Origin of the sequence: Paenalcaligenes suwonensis (assembly GCF_011290505.1) — a bacterium.
Taxonomy (GTDB): domain Bacteria; phylum Pseudomonadota; class Gammaproteobacteria; order Burkholderiales; family Burkholderiaceae_B; genus Paenalcaligenes; species Paenalcaligenes suwonensis.
The window spans coordinates 19,832-38,429 of record NZ_JAANPV010000011.1 but is presented as its reverse complement, the minus strand read 5'-3'; the positions used below and the strand labels follow the sequence as shown (position 1 = coordinate 38,429).

The following is an 18,598-nucleotide window of genomic DNA, read 5'->3' as shown; positions in this document are numbered from 1 at the left end:
GTGGTCCTAGGTAACCATCGATGCGTAACAATCAATGATAGCACCAGACTAGGACTAGCTGGCAGCCGTCTGAATAGTGCAAAACAGGCTTTTTGGCTTAAATACATCAGATGCAGCTATTGGGAAAACCCCTGCCCATTACAAAGGCATTTTTCTGTACATCGTTGCTATGAAAAAGCCCCATGATTTTCATGGGGCTTTAGGTTATGGCTAGGATAAGTGGAACCTAGCTTCTACCTGTTCCGCATCATGCTCGTGCTCGGCAATGGCACTGGAGACCACCTCCATTTCTACGGTGTCGCCCAGTTTAAACGCCGACACATACGCCACCAACTCGTCTGACTGTGTACGCAAAGCGGTAGCAGCCTCGCTAGTTTGTTCTACTAGCATCACGTTTTGATGTGTGGTGTCGTCCATCAGGGTAATGGCTTGGTTAATCTGGCTTAAGCCCAGCGATTGCTCTTGGCTAGCACTGGCAATTTCACGTATTAACGTAGACATACGCTCGTTATTAGTCACGATATCGTGCATGGTATCGCCCGCCACACCCACTAAACCCGCACCGTGGCTCACGATCTGCGCCGAACTTTCTATTAGCAGTTTCACTTCGTGCGCTGCACTGGACGAGCGTTGCGCCAACGCTCGCACCTCAGACGCCACCACAGCAAAGCCTCTACCTTGCTCACCTGCTCGCGCGGCCTCTACCGCAGCATTTAACGCCAAGATATTAGTTTGAAAGGCAATACTGTCAATAATCCCCACGATGTCAGAGATTTTCTGTGATGATGCTGAAATTTGCTCCATCGTAGAAATCACACTACCTACCGTTTCACCACCGCGACGAGCTGCATCAGCCGCTTGATCCGCCACATCTTCTGCTTCTTGCGCGTTGGCAGCATTCTGATGCACCGTACTATTTAACTCCTCTGTTGCCGCCGAGGTTTCTTGCAATGAGCTTGCTTGCTGATCAGTTCTGTCGGACAGCAATAGCGAGCTATCCGCCACATGGTTAGTCACCTCAGAAATCGCCGCCGCACTACGCGTGATGCGTGAAATCAGTAGCCGCAAATTATGTTGCATGGTGCGTATTTGTTGCAGCAACTGCGTGATTTCGTCCTCACCATCAGTATGTACAGAACGACTTAAGTCACCCTTAGCAATGGCTTGTGCCGCCCCGTTTACCTCGGAAAACCCTTTGGTCAAACGGCGTAGAGTCAACAGCAAAATAATGGTTACGGGCAATGCCCCTAACAAGGCAATCGCTGCAAACAGCATCTGCCCTTGGTTGTAACGTCGCTCAGCATGCTTTACCTCTTGATCTGCTTGGGCCATTTGGTAGTACTGCAACCCTTGCAAAGCGGTCACCGCCAACTCGCCCTCGGTACGACCACCCTTTAAAAAAGCTTGCATTACTTCAGGAGCAAAGTTGCCTTTTTCAAGCTGACCTACGGCTTGCTCCAACACTTTTCGCCACTCGGCTTGGGCTTTGGTCGCCTGTTCTAATAACTGTAATTCGTCTTGATCGTGTATGCGCTCCAGCAACCACTGACGGATTTCTCCATTACGCTTTACATTCACCCATACATCATCCAAGTGCATAGACGTAGGATGATCATGCAAGGCATGCAACGGACCATTGGGGTCATGCTGAAACGCTAACAACACGCTTTGTCGGGTGTTGTAAAAGTTGCGCACCATATTGTCCACCTGCGACATCGTACTCATACGAGTTTGATACACAGTTTCCAAGCTTTTCTTGGATTGTATCAACCCCCAAATACCCGCGCCCATGGCTAGGACAAATACACACCAAAATACCCAGATGGTGACCCAAAACCGACGAATTAAACTAAACCTATTTAGAAACATGCGCGTACTACCAACAAAAGAAAACCAATCATGCCCAGCTCATCAGATTGATCTTAGGCGCAATGATCGCCCACCACTCAGCGAACCTGATGACAAAAGCACGCGCTATTCATAAATTTCAAGCATAAAGAAACGCCATGCGCGTAGACGCATGGCGTAAGCAAGTACGATGCAATGTAAGCGATTACGCTAGTCGCAGCTCTTTAGCCGCAGCCACCATGGTTTGCAACGCTTTAGTGGTTTCTGGCCAGCCTCGGGTTTTCAACCCACAATCCGGATTCACCCATAAACGTTCTGCCGGTAAACGTTTAGCGGCTTTACGCATTAACGCTACCATCCACGCTTGATCTGGAATATTCGGCGAGTGAATGTCGTACACCCCTGGGCCTATATCATTGGGATAGTGAAAGTTTTCAAACGCTTCTAATAGTTCCATATTAGAGCGTGAGGTTTCTATCGTGATCACATCGGCATCCATGGCCGCAATAGCTTGAATGATGTCGTTAAACTCGGAATAGCACATATGTGTGTGTATCTGCGTGTCGCTGGCGATATTGCTGGTAGAAATACGGAAGCAATCCACCGCCCACGCCAAGTACGCCTCCCAATCGGCTTTGCGCAGCGGCAAACCCTCGCGTATAGCCGGCTCGTCTATCTGAATGACTTTAACGCCCGCCGCCTCTAGATCGTGTACCTCATCGCGCAGCGCCAACGCCAACTGCCTGCAGGTGTCAGCACGGGGCTGGTCATCACGCACAAAAGACCACTGCAGCATAGTGACGGGCCCCGTTAACATTCCTTTGACGGGCTTAGTCGTCAATGACTGAGCATACTCAGACCACGCCACCGTCATAGGAATGGGGCGCAATACATCACCAAAAATAATAGGTGGCTTCACGCAACGGGAACCATAGCTTTGCACCCAACCGTTTTGAGTGAATGCAAAACCACCCAATAGCTCACCAAAATACTCAACCATGTCGTTACGCTCGGCTTCGCCATGCACCAACACATCTAAGCCCACCTCTTCTTGAAAACGAATAACGCGCTCAATCTCTGCTCGTATCTCTTTTTCATATGCAGTGTCACTTAATGCGCCCGAACGCCATTCACTGCGCAACTTACGTATTTCTTGGGTTTGTGGGAACGAACCTATAGTTGTCGTCGGAAATGCAGGTAAATTCAGACGTGCTTGTTGAGCCGCGATACGCGTCGCAAAAGGCTCACGATCACGTTTCAGTGTCGCCAGCTTTTCTACACTCGCTGCTACCTTGGGATTATGCGTACGTGATGACTGCGCACGCGTAAGCAGTGCATGGCGCTGTGCAAGCACATTAGCCTCAAGAGCGTCATCCGCATTGCCGTCCACCAGCGCTCTCAACCACTGCAACTCTTGCAGCTTTTGCGTCGCAAACGACAACCAACTGTAGAGTTCCGCATCTAAGCCTTCTTCACTCTCTAGGTCTACCGGCACGTGCAATAGCGAACACGAAGGGGCCAACCACAACCGCTCGCCCAGCTCTGCTTTTAAGGGCTTAAGTACGGCAGCCGCCTTATCTAAATCGGTACGCCAAATGTTGCGACCATTAATTACGCCCACGGACAACACTTGCCCGCTGGACAACTGTGCACGCACAGTGTCAATTTGCTCGGGCGCACGCACTGCATCAATATGCACACCAGCCACAGGCAAGCCCTGTAATACCGACACGTTATCGCGCAAGCCATCAAAGTACGTAGCGAGCAATATACGTACACCGCTACGCTCTAACGAGGCATATACCGCTTTGAACGCATCACGCCATTCTGTAGGCAAATCCACCGCCAAAATGGGTTCATCAATTTGCACCCATTCCACACCCAAGGCATTAATGCGTGCCAACACCTCTTGGTACACCGGTACCAACGCCGACAGCAATTCCAGCTTAGCCGCATCCGCGGCGCCTTCAGTGTAGGCCTCGCCTTTGGCCAACCACAGCCATGTTAAGGGACCTGGAATCACAGGTTTAACGCTATAGCCTTGCTCAATCGCTTCTTCTATTTGCTCTAACAATGCTGTACGGGCCACACGGAAGCGTTGCCCTGGGGCAATCTCAGGGACGATGTAGTGATAGTTGGTATCAAACCATTTGGTCATCTCACATGCCGCGGCGGGCTTACCTTGCGGGGCACGACCACGTGCCATTCTAAACAAGGTGTCCACATCCACCTCCGCTGCTGCTGCGTGTTCAAAACGTGCAGGCACAGCCCCCAACAAGCATGTCCATTCCAAAATCTGGTCATACCATGCGAAGTCACCCACAGGGATCAAATCTACGCCCGCTGCTTTTTGCAATGCCCAATGGCGTGCGCGTAGTTCTTTACCTGTTTGCAGCAAAGCCTCTTGAGACAGCTCATTTGCCCAATATGCTTCCACAGCACGTTTCAGCTCGCGCTGTTTACCAATACGAGGAAAACCCAAGTTATGAATCACTGTCATTTGATGCCTACCCATAGTCGTGTTTGCAGTAAAAATTCGTCAACCCATGCATTGTGCCTGTACAATTCAATGAAAAAAAATCAAATACAGCATCATTAGAATGAGAAATTTTCATGTTTACTGTTTACCACTGCCATGCTTGAGATACGTCACCTGGAAACGCTTTGCGCCATACGCGACACAGGAAGCTTGCAAGAAGCCGCCGAACGGCTTTATGTCACCCAATCGGCCTTATCACACCAAATTCGTGATCTGGAAGTTAGACTCAAGCTTAAACTGCTTAATCGCCGTACCCGCCCTGCCCGCTTAACCACTGCAGCCCTACGCATTGTGAGTTTGGCTGACGATGTTTTACCCCGCATTAAAAACACCGAACGTGAACTGCAACGCTTATCGTCAGGTCGCACAGGCCGACTACACGTAGCCATTGATTGCCACTCGTGTTTTCAGTGGTTGATGCCGGCACTAGATACGTTCAGACAAGACTGGCCTGACGTTAGCCTAGACCTATCGGCAGCCTTTTCCTTTGCGCCCTTACCCGCGCTGCTACGCGGTGATTTGGATGTGGTAATTACCTCTGACCCCAAAGATTTGCCGGGCGTGAATTACGTGCCGCTGTTTAGATACGAGTTGGTGCTCGCCGTCAGCTCTGGCCACCCCTTAGCGCAGTATCGCTATGTAGTGCCCACGCAGCTTAGCGACCAAACACTGATTAGCTACCCTGTTGAGCGCAATAGGTTAGATATTTTTACGCAATTCCTTGACCCCGCCGATGTAGAACCTTTACATATACGGCAAGCAGAATTAACCCCCATGATCATGCAGCTAGTCGCTAGCCACCGAGGGGTAACCGCCCTGCCCAACTGGGCATTGTCTGAGTTCACGCATTCAGGTTGGCTGCGTACGAGTAAGCTGGGAGAACATGGGATATGGCGCAATTTATATGCCGCCGTGCGTGATGAAGATCACGACTCAGATTACATACAAGCGTTCTTAACACAGGCCAGAAAAACCTGCTTTGCCACACTACACAATATAGAAGAAGCCTACCCAGTAAGTTTCTAGTACTCGTCTAGGTCTATATCACCCGCTTTCACTGCATCTAAAATGCGATGTAGGGTGTTGAGCGCAAAGCCTCTAGAGACTAAAAAGCGGGCTTGTTTGGCATAGGCTTTTTGGTCTTCGGGAAGATGACCAAACTTTCTAAACCACACCTCTACCGCTCGCTCGAACTCGGTTCCGCGTAGTTCCTCGGCAAGTAAGGTGATGTCTTCTTGGGCCACACCGCTTTGTTTTAATTCTTGTACGATGCGTTGCGTACCATGTTTAGAGGCGCGCCTACTGACCAAGCTTTGAGCAAAACGCGTGTTGGACAGCCACTTTTCACGCTCAAGTAGATCTAAAAGCTCGGTGATTTCATCGGGGTCTTGGCTATGGCGTGCTAACTTACGTTGCAGCTCTAGCCTAGAGTGCTCGCGCCTAGAAAGAAAATCTATAGCGCGTGCTTTCAGGGACGGCCCCTGAGGCTCCTTACGTTGTGCACGTTCGGCGCGCTCAGCGGGGTCCGTTTCGAACTCGTCGTCCCAGTCAGACATTACTCGGCATCTGGCTCGGCAGTACCTTCAGCAGCTTCTTCCTCTGTAGGTACAAACTCGGTCACAGCAACTTGTGCTACGCCAAATTTCTCGCGTACTTTGTTTTCAATTTCACGAGCCATGGCTGGATTTTCACGCAAGAAATCACGTGCATTATCTTTACCTTGGCCAATACGCGTACTACCGTAGCTGTACCATGCACCAGCTCTATCCAAAATACCTGCTTGTACGCCCAAGTCGATGATCTCGCCCTCGCGGGAAATACCACCACCGTACATGATGTCGAACTCAGCCTGTTTGAACGGTGGCGCCACTTTGTTTTTCACCACTTTCACACGGGTTTCGTTACCTACCACTTCGTCGCCACGTTTGATGGAACCAATACGGCGAATATCCATACGCACTGAGGCGTAGAATTTCAGCGCATTACCACCTGTTGTGGTTTCGGGGTTACCGAACATCACGCCGATTTTCATACGGATCTGGTTAATGAAGATCACCATGCAGTTAGCGCGCTTAATAGTCGCGGTCAACTTACGTAGTGCTTGGCTCATTAAGCGTGCTTGCAAACCGGGCAAGGAGTCGCCCATATCGCCTTCGATTTCGGCTTTAGGCGTTAATGCGGCAACCGAGTCAACCACAATCAAATCTACCGAACCGGAACGAACCAGCGCTTCGGTAATTTCCAAGGCTTGTTCGCCAGTATCTGGCTGAGAAATAAGCAGGTCGCTTAGGTTTACGCCCAACTTAGAGGCATATTGCACATCCAGAGCATGCTCGGCGTCGACGAATGCACATGTACCACCCAGCTTTTGCATTTCAGCAATCACTTGCAAGGTTAAGGTGGTTTTACCGGAGGATTCTGGCCCATAGACTTCGATCACACGGCCACGTGGCAAGCCACCTACGCCTAGCGCCAAATCCAAGCCCAATGAGCCGGTAGAACAAACCTGAATGTCGTGCTCAATCTGGTTATCGCCATAACGCATGACCGAGCCTTTGCCGAATTGTTTTTCGATTTGAGACAAGGCGGCTGCCAACGCTTTGGCGCGTTCTGCCGATACCGCTTTACTGCGCTTATCGTCCATGGGGGTATCCTTCAAAGAGAGGCATGAAATTCAAAAAAATATTATACTGTATAAATAAACAGATATCCAGTATTTCACCACAGCTAATACAGTCTGTATTTCTGTTGCAGCATACAAGCTTGTGCTGGCGGTGCGTACGCTATACACAGCGCTAAGCCCTGCGATATTTTACGTATAGACAAGGCGCTATCAGCGCCTAATCACGAAATCAGCCATTAAAACACAAGCCCGCTCTTTATGCCTATGCGTGGACTTTTTCACCTAACAGCCTGAAAAATACGCGTACAATCCATTCATCTCATTCATTAACCTGCACCCATAGCAGGCATTACTTTCTCAACAAAGACACTTGCACATGTGGTTTAAAAATCTACGAATTTTCCGCCTCTCCCCCGAGTGGGACTACACTGCAGACACGCTAGAAGCAGCACTGCAAGAACATGCTTTTCAGCCCGGTACTAGCCAAGATCCTCTGAGCTTAGGTTGGGTTGCGCCACGCGAAGGCGAAGGCTTGGTACATGCATTAAATGACCAGTTCTTAATTTGCCTACGTAGCGAGAAAAAACTACTGCCCAGTACGGTGATTAATCAGGTAGCGCGTGCCAAAGCCCGCGATCTAGAAGCCGAACAAGGCTACAAGCCTGGCCGCAAACAAATGCAAGAAATCAAAGAGCAGGTGATCACCGAGCTAATGCCTCGTGCGTTCAGCATCGCCCGTGATACCCGTATCTGGATTGACTCCAAAAACCTGTGGCTGGTGGTAGATGCCGCATCGGCTGCAACGGGTGACGAAGTCATGGGGTTACTGGCGAAAAGCCTGAACCCCTTCCCTGTGTTGCCGCTGTACACCGAGCTCTCTCCAGGCTCCGCCATGACCTCTTGGCTACTGGAAGACGAAGCCCCTGCTAATTTCAGTATCGACCAAGATACCGAACTGCGCTCTACCAGTGAAAGCCGTGCTGTGGTGCGCTACGTGCGTCATAGCGCTGAACCAGACGAACTGCGTCGCCATATTGAGTCCGGCAAACAATGCACACGTTTGGCACTCACTTGGGATGATCGCATTTCGTTTGTACTGACCGACGGCCTTGAGCTTAAACGTGTAGCGCCTTTGGATGTACTGAAAGAACAAAACGAAGTGATGGCAGGCGATGAGGCTGAATTGTTCAACTCAGACATGACCCTCATGACTGCTGAGTTAACAAAACTGTTTGATGATTTACTCAACGCCCTAGGTGGCGAAAAGAAAGTCGTTTAAGCACCTTGCTAGATTAAAAAAGGGCACCAGTAGGTGCCCTTTTTGTTTAGTACATACCGTGAAAAACGGCATCCTCTGGCCCAATGTGGGAAGGAGGATTCCACGTCACATCACGCATAGAGTGCTGCACCAAGTTCTCTACCCCCAGTAACACAGCAAAAATCGCCATACGCACCGGAATACCGTTATCCGCTTGACGGAAAATAGCGAGCCTTGGGTCGTCGTTGAGATCCACGCTTAAGTCATGCGCTCCTTCGCGGCTGTCTCTAGGCAGTGGGTGCATCACAATCACGTTTTCATCGCAATACTGATCGATCAGTGCTTTGGACACTTGAAAGTCTGCGGTATAGCCTTCAAGCTGCTCGTCTGAGAAACGCTCTTTCTGTACACGTGTAGCGTAAATCACATCAGCACCTTTTACATCCGCTAAATCGTGCGACTGTTCGATGACGTGATTGCTCAACTTCGCCACATGCTCAATGATGTCCTCTGGCATCTCTAAGCCCAGCGGGGAAATCAACGTGAACTTCAAGCCACGGTACAACGCCAACAACTTCAACAACGAGTGCACAGTACGGCCGTATTTCAAATCACCCGTCATGACGATATGCGCGCCATCCAGCAATTTACCCAAGCGCGAAAACTCGGTCAGAATGGTGTACAAATCCAGCAATGCTTGGCTAGGGTGCTCACCCGCACCATCACCACCGTTCACCACAGGAATATTGGTAGCACGTGCAAACTCAGCCACCGAACCTTGCTCTGGGTGACGAATCACCATCGCATCCACATAACCACTCATTACACGGCTGGTGTCGTAAATAGACTCACCCTTTGCCATGGAAGAGAAGGTAAAACCGGTGGTGTCACATACCGACCCACCTAAACGGCAAAATGCCGCACCAAAACTCACACGTGTTCGCGTACTGGCTTCAAAAAACAGGTTACCTAGCACCGCACCTTCTAACACGCGGGATACTTTTTGACGTCTAGCAATAGGCTGCATTAAGTCAGCAACGCGAAACAGCTCTTCCACTGATTCACGCCCAAACTGTTCTACCGACAGCAATTGGTGCTTGCCACCTACTGCAATACGGTCACGCAATGGGCCTGACTGTACGCTCTGCGCATATTTATTCAGCAGTGATTCGTTTTCTACAATTTCTGTCACGAAACGCAGCACCACTTCAGGCATAGATCGGAACTCTTGCGACCCTTCTGGCAACAACCAGGTATCCAATGCACGGCGCTTTACACCCACACGGGCTGCAAATACATCTCTGGTTAAATTCAGACGACGCATGGCATCGCGCAAAAACACTTGTTGAGAAACGGCCATCATGAGCTCCATTAACTATACGCAATGCGCACATTTTATAACCAAACGACGAAGGAACAAGCGTTTTTTACATGAGCATTGTTTTTTGTAGGTGGAAACAAACAGCCCAGATAGCACAACGCCCCGAGTGGCGTCTATACACCATCGGGGCGTTGTTACTACTACAGAACTACAACCTGTTATTTGCGGGCTGGAGCTTGTGTAGGAGCAGGTGCTGCATCGCCAGCAATAATGCGTGCGGCAGTTACTGCGTTTTGTTCGCTACCCACCATAAATACCAAACGGCTGCTGGTAATAGGCTCGGAATAGCCAGGAACAGCCAACAAGGTGCCATCAACTACCAGTGCCAGACGTTTACCTGGGTTGGCGGATGTGACTCGAGTAGTCGTAGCAATCGCTTGCTCGCTCATATCCAATGCCAACAGGCCATCACCAGCCTCACTACGACCAGCTTCTACACCTACAAAGTCTTCCAAGGCCAAAAAGGCTTCAGGCTCTAGATACAGATTACTGTTTTCACCAATTTGTACTGTTACCCAACCTTCACGAGGTTGTGTATCAGCAAGGAAAATCAGTACTGGGGACATCTGCTGTGCATTTTGCTCCTGCGCACCACCCGCTGGCTGCTGACCTGACGCCGCTGGCGCTGTCGCAGTTGGGGCAGTAGGTGCATTAGCGTCTGCATCCGTTTTCTGCGGTACAGTTTGGCACGCAGCCAACGCCAACAAACCAATTGGAGCAAGGGTACGGCTCATCCAGAGCTTCACGGACATGGCTTTTCCTCTCTAAGTAAATATATGTCGGGAGTGTAGCAGCATACTACGTTACCTAACATGATTAAATGTTAATTCTGATTAATGGGCGCGCGAATTTGCAGTGTAACCGTATCTTGCACGACACCCTCCGAATCCAACAATTCCACTGTAACCCTACCGGGTTGTACAGGCCACCATACTTCTGAACCACGGTCAAAATCTCGACCATTTACACGCCAATAAAGCTGACTCCCTCCCCTAGCGCGTAATGGCAACAATTGATGCTGCCTGGGGATATCTGGATCAAAGGCCAAAATACTGCCCGATGCAGGCGACACTATGCGCGCCCGCCCTTGCTGAACAACAGTTGTGTTTGTCGTCGCCAAGCGAATTGTTTCTTGCTCTGTACCCGCCAAAAAGTACTCGGTACGATCCGCTTCCGGTACACCCTCAAAATGTATCACTCGCGCCACCACACCTGCAGGCATCTCAGGCGGTATGGATAAATTATTATCGTGCAAAGCCCGCATCATGCTATGCCAGATAGGTGCTGCCCCCGTTACACCAGACACATTACGCATAGGCGAACCATCGCTATTACCTACCCATACTCCTACGGTGTAACGATCACTAAAACCTATAGCCCAGTTATCACGCATATCTTTACTGGTGCCTGTTTTTACGGCTGCCCAGAAAGGTAGGCTTAACGCACTGTCTAACCCAAAGGTGTAGGACCTCGCTTGCCTATCAGCCAATATATCTGCAACCACCCAACTCGCATCTGCCGCTAAAACCGGCTCGCAGTTCAGGGGGGCCGCAGCCTCGCTAGGCACAAAACGCACAGGACTATAACAACCGCCATTTGCCAGCGCTCTGTAGGCATTGGTTAACGATAACAAATCCACATCAGCACTGCCCAGCGCTAAACTGAAACCATAATGTTCTGTGGCTTTATCTAACGGCAAACCCAAAGCACGTAAACGGTTCGCAAAGCTTTCCACCTGTACCATTTCCAACGTACGCACGGTAGGAATATTAAGTGATGATGCCAGTGCCGTACGCACACTCACCCAGCCTGAAAATTGCTGATCATAATTCTGGGGAACATAAAGCCCACTAGCCGTCGCCAGATTTAAGGGGGAATCATCCAACAGTGATGCGGCCGTTAAGCGCTTTTCGCCAATGGCTTGAGCATATAAGAAGGGCTTTAAGGTAGAACCTGCTTGACGCCTTGCTCGCGCATGATCCACCTCCAGCGCCGAAGAGCCTGCACTGGCCCCTACATAGGCCAGCACTTCCCCGCTATGGTTATCCAACACCACCACTGCCGCATCACTTACGCGCGCCACATTTAAGGTTTGCAGTGTGCTATCTACAGCCCTATTCGCTTGTGCTTGCAAGGAGGCATCTAGACTACTTCTGATCTGTGATACGTCGGTAGTCAGCCCTTGATTCTGCAAAAGCCGCGCATAATGGCGAGCAGACTGCGGCTGATCCCACATAGGCGCCTGCATTCTGGATAGTGCTGCCGCCAACACGTAGCCTAACGAGCCACATTGTTCTGCCCTACCCATACTCAACAACAATGCGCAGGCACGCTGCTGCAACACAGACGCTGACGCATTAGGCGCTCGCAGCATAACAGAGGCCAAGGCTGCTTCACTACTATTTAAGGCGCTAGCTTGCTTTTGAAACAGCACACGAGCCACGGCATCTATGCCCACTAGCTCACCCCTAAACGGCGCTAGATTTAGGTAAGCCTCAAGAATTTCTGCTTTGGTAAATAAAGACTCTAGCTGATACGCCGCATAGGCTTGATCCAGCTTGCCCTGCCACGAACGACGCTGCACGCTTGGTCGCTCGCTTAAGCCCATTAAGTCGGCTAACTGCATGGACAGCGTAGACGCTCCTCTATGCACACGCTGATCCCACAATTGATCCCACGCGGCATTCGCCACCGCTAACCAATCCACCCCGCCATGCTCAAAAAACCGCTGGTCTTCAGAGGCCAGCACAGCGCGCTGCAAAGCGGGAGAAATCTGCGATAAAGGTAGCCAATCACCACGGCGCTGCTGGAAATTCACGCGCAGTGCTTGCAGCGGAACGCCCGCCCTATCTTGCACCACCAGCTCGGAGGCTGGGTTTTGTTCCCGCAATTCCTGCAGGTCAGGATAACGCGCTGTACTGCTGGTTGACAGCAGTACAGCGCTTACCCCTACCATCCATAAAACGCGTTTTTTCACCTTATTTTGCTTCACCAATCACCATAGGTGCGTTGGGTTGCAACGCATGCGTTTCAGGCTCATACAGCGCTTCCACTTTAGTATCTGGCAACACAAACTCACCTGCAGTGTTCAAACGCACTTGGTACTCAAGCTGATGTTTACCGGCAGGCAGATTCTCGTAGTACGCCTGATAGGCATCAAAGCGGCGCTCTACGTAATTTGGCCACATACCACTTTGCTCCGTACCCGCTGCCTCAATCGCTGAGTCACGGCCCAAACCGCTACCCAGAATCATCGCACCGGGTGGCACAGGATCGTTTACTGCCGTCCATCCTGCTTCGGCATTCACATCAATAGTCAGGCGTACTTTATACACGTCACCCACGGTCCACTCGCCTTTTACAGCTTGAGTCACAGGAATGACTTCGCGTTTTACAGAATAGCCTGCCATGATTGGTTTAGCAGTCGGCACTGCCGCTTGCAAACGTATCAATGCCCACACATCGCCCGCACCTTCTTGCTGCACTTGCAGTGGCACTTGTGTTTCTGGCCAGTTCAACTGTTGGCTGTAGCTGCGTGAATCAGTCGCTTTGCTGTTGACGGTGGCCCAGTTCACCATGCGTGTTTTTTCACCTAGGCTTAACAAGGCCATGCCTTCTGCTGGCTGCACTTGCTGCGCCAACAACGCAATAGACTGCCATGCTTGCACGTTGTCAGTGGTGCTTTCCCAATGACCTTTGCTTTGCATGTTGATCAACGCTTGCAACAACAGCGGCACATCGTCTTCCCAACTTGGTTGCTGCTGTGCCCAGACTAATAAGCGGGCTTGTGCCGTTACAGGACTACGCATTAACCACCATTGGTAATCCGTTTCGTTCACGCGCAAGCTACTGCCACGTGTTACCAAACGGGTGCGCAACACATCAATGGCTTTAGCTTTTTGCTCTGCCACATTCGCGATACCTGGCACACGATCTAGAACATGTAGCCAGTCCAGAATGCTTTCTACAGGCCAGTTTTGCGGTTCAATGGTGATGCTATCCAACATAGAAGCGGTGGCTGTCTGGTAACGCGACAAGGTTTCAATCATCATCAACTGGCGTAACGCCCGCTGCTCTGGTGACAACCATGTCTCACGTGAGGTATGACCCAACACCACATTACGCAAACCTTGTAGCAATTGTGCTTGCATAGAACTCGGCAACGCAAACGCCTCATCACGCTGTTTCGCATCGTCTGCCAGATTCAGAATGTAGGCCGTCAGGACTGGACTACCACTCAACATGGGGCTTGGAAAATAGCGCAGCAATTGGTCTGGCGAGATATAGGCCGCCGAGCCCAAGGTTAACTGCTGCCACAACTGGGTATCGTCTAACGCCACTGCCTTGGACATCTGCTGTTCGTAGCAGGTGTAGGGGTAACGCTGGAACCACTGACGCACGTCAGACAAATCAGAAGACAAGCCCGATTGCAGTTCAATAGCAATACCGCCCAAGTACTGGCCTGCGCTGTCTCGCAACGCACCTTCAGGGGTACGCAGTTGCGCATCATAGGCTTTGCCTTCTTTCACCAATGCCCAGAAACCTTGCTGGGTTTGTACAGGAATAGCAGGCCTTACCACTTGAGTAACAGTCAGTGCATCACGTGTAGACGGCTTAGCTGCATCGTGCGCTTCAATATTCCACGTAATCGTGGCATCACCCGCACCCGCTAAACCAGCAGGCACCTCTACCGCCCACTGCACCGTTTGCGCACGGCCAGCAGCCAACGCCACTTCTTGAGGCGCTAAGGCTACGGGTGTAGATTGGCCTTCCCACTGCATAGAAGCATTCAGCACCAAGGTGCGATCTTGCTCGCTGCTGTTACGCACGGTGAAGGTAGCCTGATAGCTGTCACCATTACGTACTACCTCTGGTAAGCCTGAGATCAACTGCACATCTTGAGTCACCAAAATCGTGGCACTACCCGTACCAAAACGCTGCTCGCCGTATTCAGCAATAGCTACCAATTTGAAGGCCGTTAAGGAATCATTCAAGGGGACTTGTATATGCGCAATACCTTGATCGTCTGTGCGCACTTCGCCTTTCCACAGCAACAAGGTATCTAGCAATTCACGCGTAGGCGCTTTACCACCACCGCCCCCCGCAGGAATAGCTTTGCGACCATAGTGCCTACGGCCCACCACCTCAGATTGTGCCGTCGCAGTATGTACCCCATACGAGTGCGGTTGCAGCATGGCTTTCACCACATCCCAACTGCGGTTTGGTGATAATTCCAGCAAGGCTTCGTCCACAGCGGCAAAGCTCATTAATGCACCTGCAGCAGGTTTGCCATCCGGTAACGTCACTTTCACTTCCACATCTACCGTTTCGCGTACAGCGTAACGTGGCTGTGTGGGTTTTACCTCTACCTGCAATTGGTTTTCATCAGTACGTACTTCGATCTCGGCCAGCCCCAGTCGGTAACTAGGCTTAGACAAGTCTACAGTGGCGGTTGGTGCTTGGTATTCAGCATCGCTATTGCTCCATGCGTCGTACCAGTCAAAGGGTTGCTTCCAGCCCCAACTAAAGAAAGACGTCCACGGCACACTGCGTAAACGACCACGTATCACCAACGCGGAAACAAAAACGTTTGGACCCCACTCGGCTAATACTGGCAGCTTGATCACAGGGTTATCGGCAGACACCTCCATGATTTGGTAGCTCAGCACGCCTTCACGCTCTACGCTGACCAACACGGTCGCTTTTTCAAATGGCATACGAATCTGGAACTCAGCTTCCTCACCGGGTGCCCAGACTTTCTTGGCGGGAATCAAATCAATACGATCATCGTTCTCGCCACCAAACCACAAACGATCGCCGCCACTTACCCATACCGAGGTAGAGGCATCCGCTTTATTGCCTGCTGCATCTACAGCTTCTGCCACGAGCACAATTTCGCCCGCTTGTTTAGGATCTATCTTGCATTCCAGCACACCTTGCTCGTTGGTGCTGCCTTTGCACAGTTGCCCTAAATCCTCCACTTGCTGTTGGTTGTCGTAGCTATAGAAGCCACCCACCAAACGTTTACGCACCGACAGGGTTTTGCGTACCTGCCCGCGCAATGTCATGGATTGACCTGAAATAGGCTGGCCTTGTGTGTCCAACGCCAGCAATTTCACGTTGTTCTTGCTGCCTTTACTCATCCAACCATCAGCTTGTATGCCCGGCACCACTGCTGACGGCCACACCACTGTAGTTTGGCTTAGTGTTTGAATAGCACCATTGGGGTCGTGGAAACTGGCCTCTACCAACCACTGCTGAGGTTTTTCATCCACCGGGACATCGCTTACCTGCACACGCGCGCCACCGTCCACATCCAATACCAACGCATGTTTATTTAAAAACAGTTTTTGCTCGGAAGGTGCTGGGCTTTCTTCGTCGTAATTCGTGCTACGCACATTCCCGAAGCTGTACTCCCCATATTGCGAAAAGCTAGGGAAATACGGACGCGACACAGCCGATACGGTCACTGGCAACGCACCAGCGGCGCCGCCGTTCACATAAGCCAACTGCAAATCGGTTTGCAATTGCTGTGGGCGTACCATGCTAGGGCTATCTGAACCATCGCTTAACTTGATACTGCCTTTAATAAAGGGCAGTTTGAACTCTTCAATACGCAAACTACCTGTTTCATGCCAGCTCTTGGAGCCACTCAGCATGATCATGTATTCGCCCAACGGTGCATTCTTAGGCAGGTCAAAGCTGGAATACGCACGAGCACCACCATTATCGCTAGACCAACGCAGTGGTTGCTCAAAACTTTCGCCTGAACCGTAATGCGTTAACTCCACCGTTTCCGGCAAACTGCTAAAACTTGGGTTTTCTAAACCATTACGCGTTTGCTCGCGTAATAAATGCTTCATATGCACGGTTTCACCGGCACGGAATAGCGAACGGTCTAGAACAGTATGCGCAATACGGTCTGCGTTTTGGCTATACCCTACGGCCACATTAAAGCGCCATGGTTCTATACCACGGTCCCAATCAGACAGCACAAAAGAGAAATCGGCTTTACCGTGAGCTTGAGGGTGATCAGCAGGGATACGTGCCGACGCATACAAAGCGCCAGAACTGGTGCGTGGGCAATATTGTTTCTCTACCACCCCTTGACGATGAAAAACCCCATCCGCATTGGTGGTACCCGTCATCAGTTCGTTGCCATCACAATCCAGCACACGGATTTGTGCATTCGCTACCGGTTGGGCATCATCTAGCGTGGTCACCCACACCAGCATATCGTCGCGACCATGCTTCATGTGTACGCCAAGGTTGGTCACCAAGGCACTGGTACGCACGTACATAGGCTCGGCATCCGCCAAGAAAGCTTCACCCAATTTATCAGAACGTGCCTCTAACACGTGAAAACCGGGCTCTGACAATGGCACACCAATCACTTCAAACGGTGTTTCACCTTGATCCGGCACACCCGGTAAGGTGAGTTCTTTAGCCTGTAAGCCTAATCGTTTGAATACAGAAATAGAGCGCGTATCGATTTCTGGGCTATCGCTGCTATAGCTCCATTCACGGTCAGCCAGCACATTATTAATTTGCTGTTGCTGCATGGGGCCTTCGTACAGTCTGCGCAATCGCGCTAACCACTTCAGCACTTCTTGATCGTCTTGTGTGGCGTAATCGTGCACACTACCAGCACTACGCTGTAACTCATCTACACGGAAACCCGCTTCCAACCCACGTATGGTTAATGGCACAGCTGGCGGTTGGTTGTCTTCTTCTCCGGGCACACCGGCATTAGCAAAACGTTCAATCACACCAAAGTCGCCTGAAGCAAACTTTAGCAGCGGTGGATACACACCTAGTGCAATCGTCGCGTCTTTCATGGCTTGCGCATTTTCTAAACTACGGCCACTGTCATCCACGAACGAGTCAGGAATAGAAACCTTAACGCTGATTTCCGGCGGGAAAGGCCCCTCAAAACGCACAACTCGGCTATCGCCAGAGTAGTAATACTCATCGGCATCTTTTTTAGCCGGCTCCCAGCGCTTACCGCCCCCTTCTAAAGTCACTTTACTCAACAAGGCATCTTCCACTACTGACGAAAACACCACGTTAATAGGCAGCAAAGGATTGCAAGGTGCGTCAGCGTTACTACGGTCGCAGCTAATGCGTCCCAAGAAAGGTTGACGCACTTCGAAATTCAGCACGGTAGGGTCGTTATAACGCACCGGTTCACGCCCTTCGAAGGCGCTACCCAATCCAGCTTCAATCACGAATTTCACATCCGCACCGGCAGGCAACAAGCGGGCACACTGCACCACCTGATCTGCCGCGCTATCGTTTGCTGGATCGTAGTCATACAGCACCGCTGTCAACAACTCGGTTCTGCGCGCACCCTCTACCACTTGCAAGGGAATCATTTCCCCTACACCATCTACCGCACACCCGCCCAAACGCTCTAGCTCTTTAGGATCCACAGGCGCTGCAAAGCGCATCACCACTGCCTGATCTTCGCTAATGTTAGAGTAATAATATGGCCTAGAGCTTAATAACTTAGGGCCGCCAGAGTTAAATGCGTAAGATACGTCTGGTGACAGCTTTCTATCTTGTGTTGCAATAAAAGCCGGATTTGTCTGCGCGGTACAACTAGCACCTGGCGCAACAATCTCTACAAACTCGAAGACCCAACGCCTAGCATCTAGCCATCTGCCTGAGCCAATAGCCTCAGGATCGTCACACTGTACAATGAATGGCGCCTCGGACTGCTGGCCCAATACGGCCACGTTCTGACCGAAATTTGCCACCACAGCGCGTAAGCCTAATCCCCCCTCACCCAATTCAGGCGTAAAATGAGGGGCTTTCAAGGTTTGTGCTGATACCGCAGCGCCCCCTAGCGCTAGGGCCAAGGACACCGATAACGGAATAATTCTCATAATGTAGGCGGTTGTATTCTATGAAAGTTTTGCCTGAGTAGGCAGATGCGCAACTCCGCCA

Annotated in this window: 10 protein-coding genes; 2 read left to right on the top strand and 8 right to left on the bottom strand. The window is 50.9% G+C overall.

Features of this window, described 5'->3' with window-relative positions; translation table 11 throughout:
• Positions 1-210: 210 nt before the first annotated feature.
• Positions 211-1,869: a methyl-accepting chemotaxis protein gene (locus GY634_RS15235; protein ID WP_341352834.1), complete on the bottom strand. Its 1,659-nt coding sequence runs from the start codon at positions 1,867-1,869 to the stop codon at positions 211-213.
• 184 nt (positions 1,870-2,053) lie between these two features.
• A complete protein-coding gene (metE, locus tag GY634_RS15230; protein ID WP_166409581.1) occupies positions 2,054-4,348 on the bottom strand; it encodes a 5-methyltetrahydropteroyltriglutamate--homocysteine S-methyltransferase in 2,295 nt (764 codons plus the stop codon).
• Between the two features lie 135 nt (positions 4,349-4,483).
• Here metE and GY634_RS15225 point away from each other — a divergent pair, with 135 nt between their 5' ends.
• Complete coding sequence (locus tag GY634_RS15225) at positions 4,484-5,413, top strand: LysR family transcriptional regulator (RefSeq protein ID WP_166409580.1); 930 nt, start codon at positions 4,484-4,486, stop codon at positions 5,411-5,413.
• On the opposite strand, the gene recX is transcribed toward GY634_RS15225, so the two are convergent.
• Together recX and recA are read right to left on the bottom strand one after the other, a co-directional pair.
• A complete protein-coding gene (recX, locus tag GY634_RS15220) occupies positions 5,410-5,943 on the bottom strand; it encodes a recombination regulator RecX (protein ID WP_166409579.1) in 534 nt (177 codons plus the stop codon). The two genes, GY634_RS15225 and recX, sit on opposite strands and share 4 nt — an antisense overlap.
• Positions 5,943-7,031, bottom strand: coding sequence for a recombinase RecA (gene recA, locus GY634_RS15215; RefSeq protein WP_166409578.1), 1,089 nt, complete (start codon positions 7,029-7,031; stop codon positions 5,943-5,945). Before recA ends, recX begins: the two co-directional genes overlap by 1 nt.
• Before the next feature lie 355 nt (positions 7,032-7,386).
• Here recA and GY634_RS15210 point away from each other — a divergent pair, with 355 nt between their 5' ends.
• Positions 7,387-8,289: a recombination-associated protein RdgC gene (locus GY634_RS15210; RefSeq protein WP_166409577.1), complete on the top strand. Its 903-nt coding sequence runs from the start codon at positions 7,387-7,389 to the stop codon at positions 8,287-8,289.
• A gap of 46 nt (positions 8,290-8,335) precedes the next feature.
• Here GY634_RS15210 and GY634_RS15205 read toward each other — a convergent pair whose 3' ends face one another.
• The 4 genes from GY634_RS15205 to GY634_RS15190 form a co-directional block, all read right to left on the bottom strand.
• On the bottom strand, positions 8,336-9,628 hold the full coding sequence (locus tag GY634_RS15205; protein WP_166409655.1) for an aspartate carbamoyltransferase: 1,293 nt from the start codon (positions 9,626-9,628) through the stop codon (positions 8,336-8,338).
• A 179-nt stretch (positions 9,629-9,807) separates the two neighbouring features.
• Positions 9,808-10,401 (bottom strand): hypothetical protein, encoded by a 594-nt coding sequence (locus GY634_RS15200; RefSeq protein WP_166409576.1) that lies wholly within the window; start codon positions 10,399-10,401, stop codon positions 9,808-9,810.
• Positions 10,402-10,472: 71 nt separating this feature from the next.
• Positions 10,473-12,626, bottom strand: coding sequence for a penicillin-binding protein 1C (pbpC, locus tag GY634_RS15195; protein ID WP_242683725.1), 2,154 nt, complete (start codon positions 12,624-12,626; stop codon positions 10,473-10,475).
• A 1-nt stretch (position 12,627) separates the two neighbouring features.
• Entirely contained in the window at positions 12,628-18,537 is a 5,910-nt protein-coding gene (locus GY634_RS15190) for an alpha-2-macroglobulin family protein (protein ID WP_166409575.1), read from the bottom strand.
• Between the last annotated feature and the right edge of the window lie 61 nt (positions 18,538-18,598).

Bases quoted from the DNA above. Each gene is read 5' to 3' on its own strand.
- GY634_RS15235 (WP_341352834.1), bottom strand. From the start codon at position 1,869: ATGTTTCTAAATAGGTTTAGTTTAATTCGTCGGTTTTGGGTCACCATC.
- metE (WP_166409581.1), bottom strand. From the start codon at position 4,348: ATGACAGTGATTCATAACTTGGGTTTTCCTCGTATTGGTAAACAGCGC.
- GY634_RS15225 (WP_166409580.1), top strand. From the start codon at position 4,484: ATGCTTGAGATACGTCACCTGGAAACGCTTTGCGCCATACGCGACACA.
- recX (WP_166409579.1), bottom strand. From the start codon at position 5,943: ATGTCTGACTGGGACGACGAGTTCGAAACGGACCCCGCTGAGCGCGCC.
- recA (WP_166409578.1), bottom strand. From the start codon at position 7,031: ATGGACGATAAGCGCAGTAAAGCGGTATCGGCAGAACGCGCCAAAGCG.
- GY634_RS15210 (WP_166409577.1), top strand. From the start codon at position 7,387: ATGTGGTTTAAAAATCTACGAATTTTCCGCCTCTCCCCCGAGTGGGAC.
- GY634_RS15205 (WP_166409655.1), bottom strand. From the start codon at position 9,628: ATGGCCGTTTCTCAACAAGTGTTTTTGCGCGATGCCATGCGTCGTCTG.
- GY634_RS15200 (WP_166409576.1), bottom strand. From the start codon at position 10,401: ATGTCCGTGAAGCTCTGGATGAGCCGTACCCTTGCTCCAATTGGTTTG.
- GY634_RS15190 (WP_166409575.1), bottom strand. From the start codon at position 18,537: ATGAGAATTATTCCGTTATCGGTGTCCTTGGCCCTAGCGCTAGGGGGC.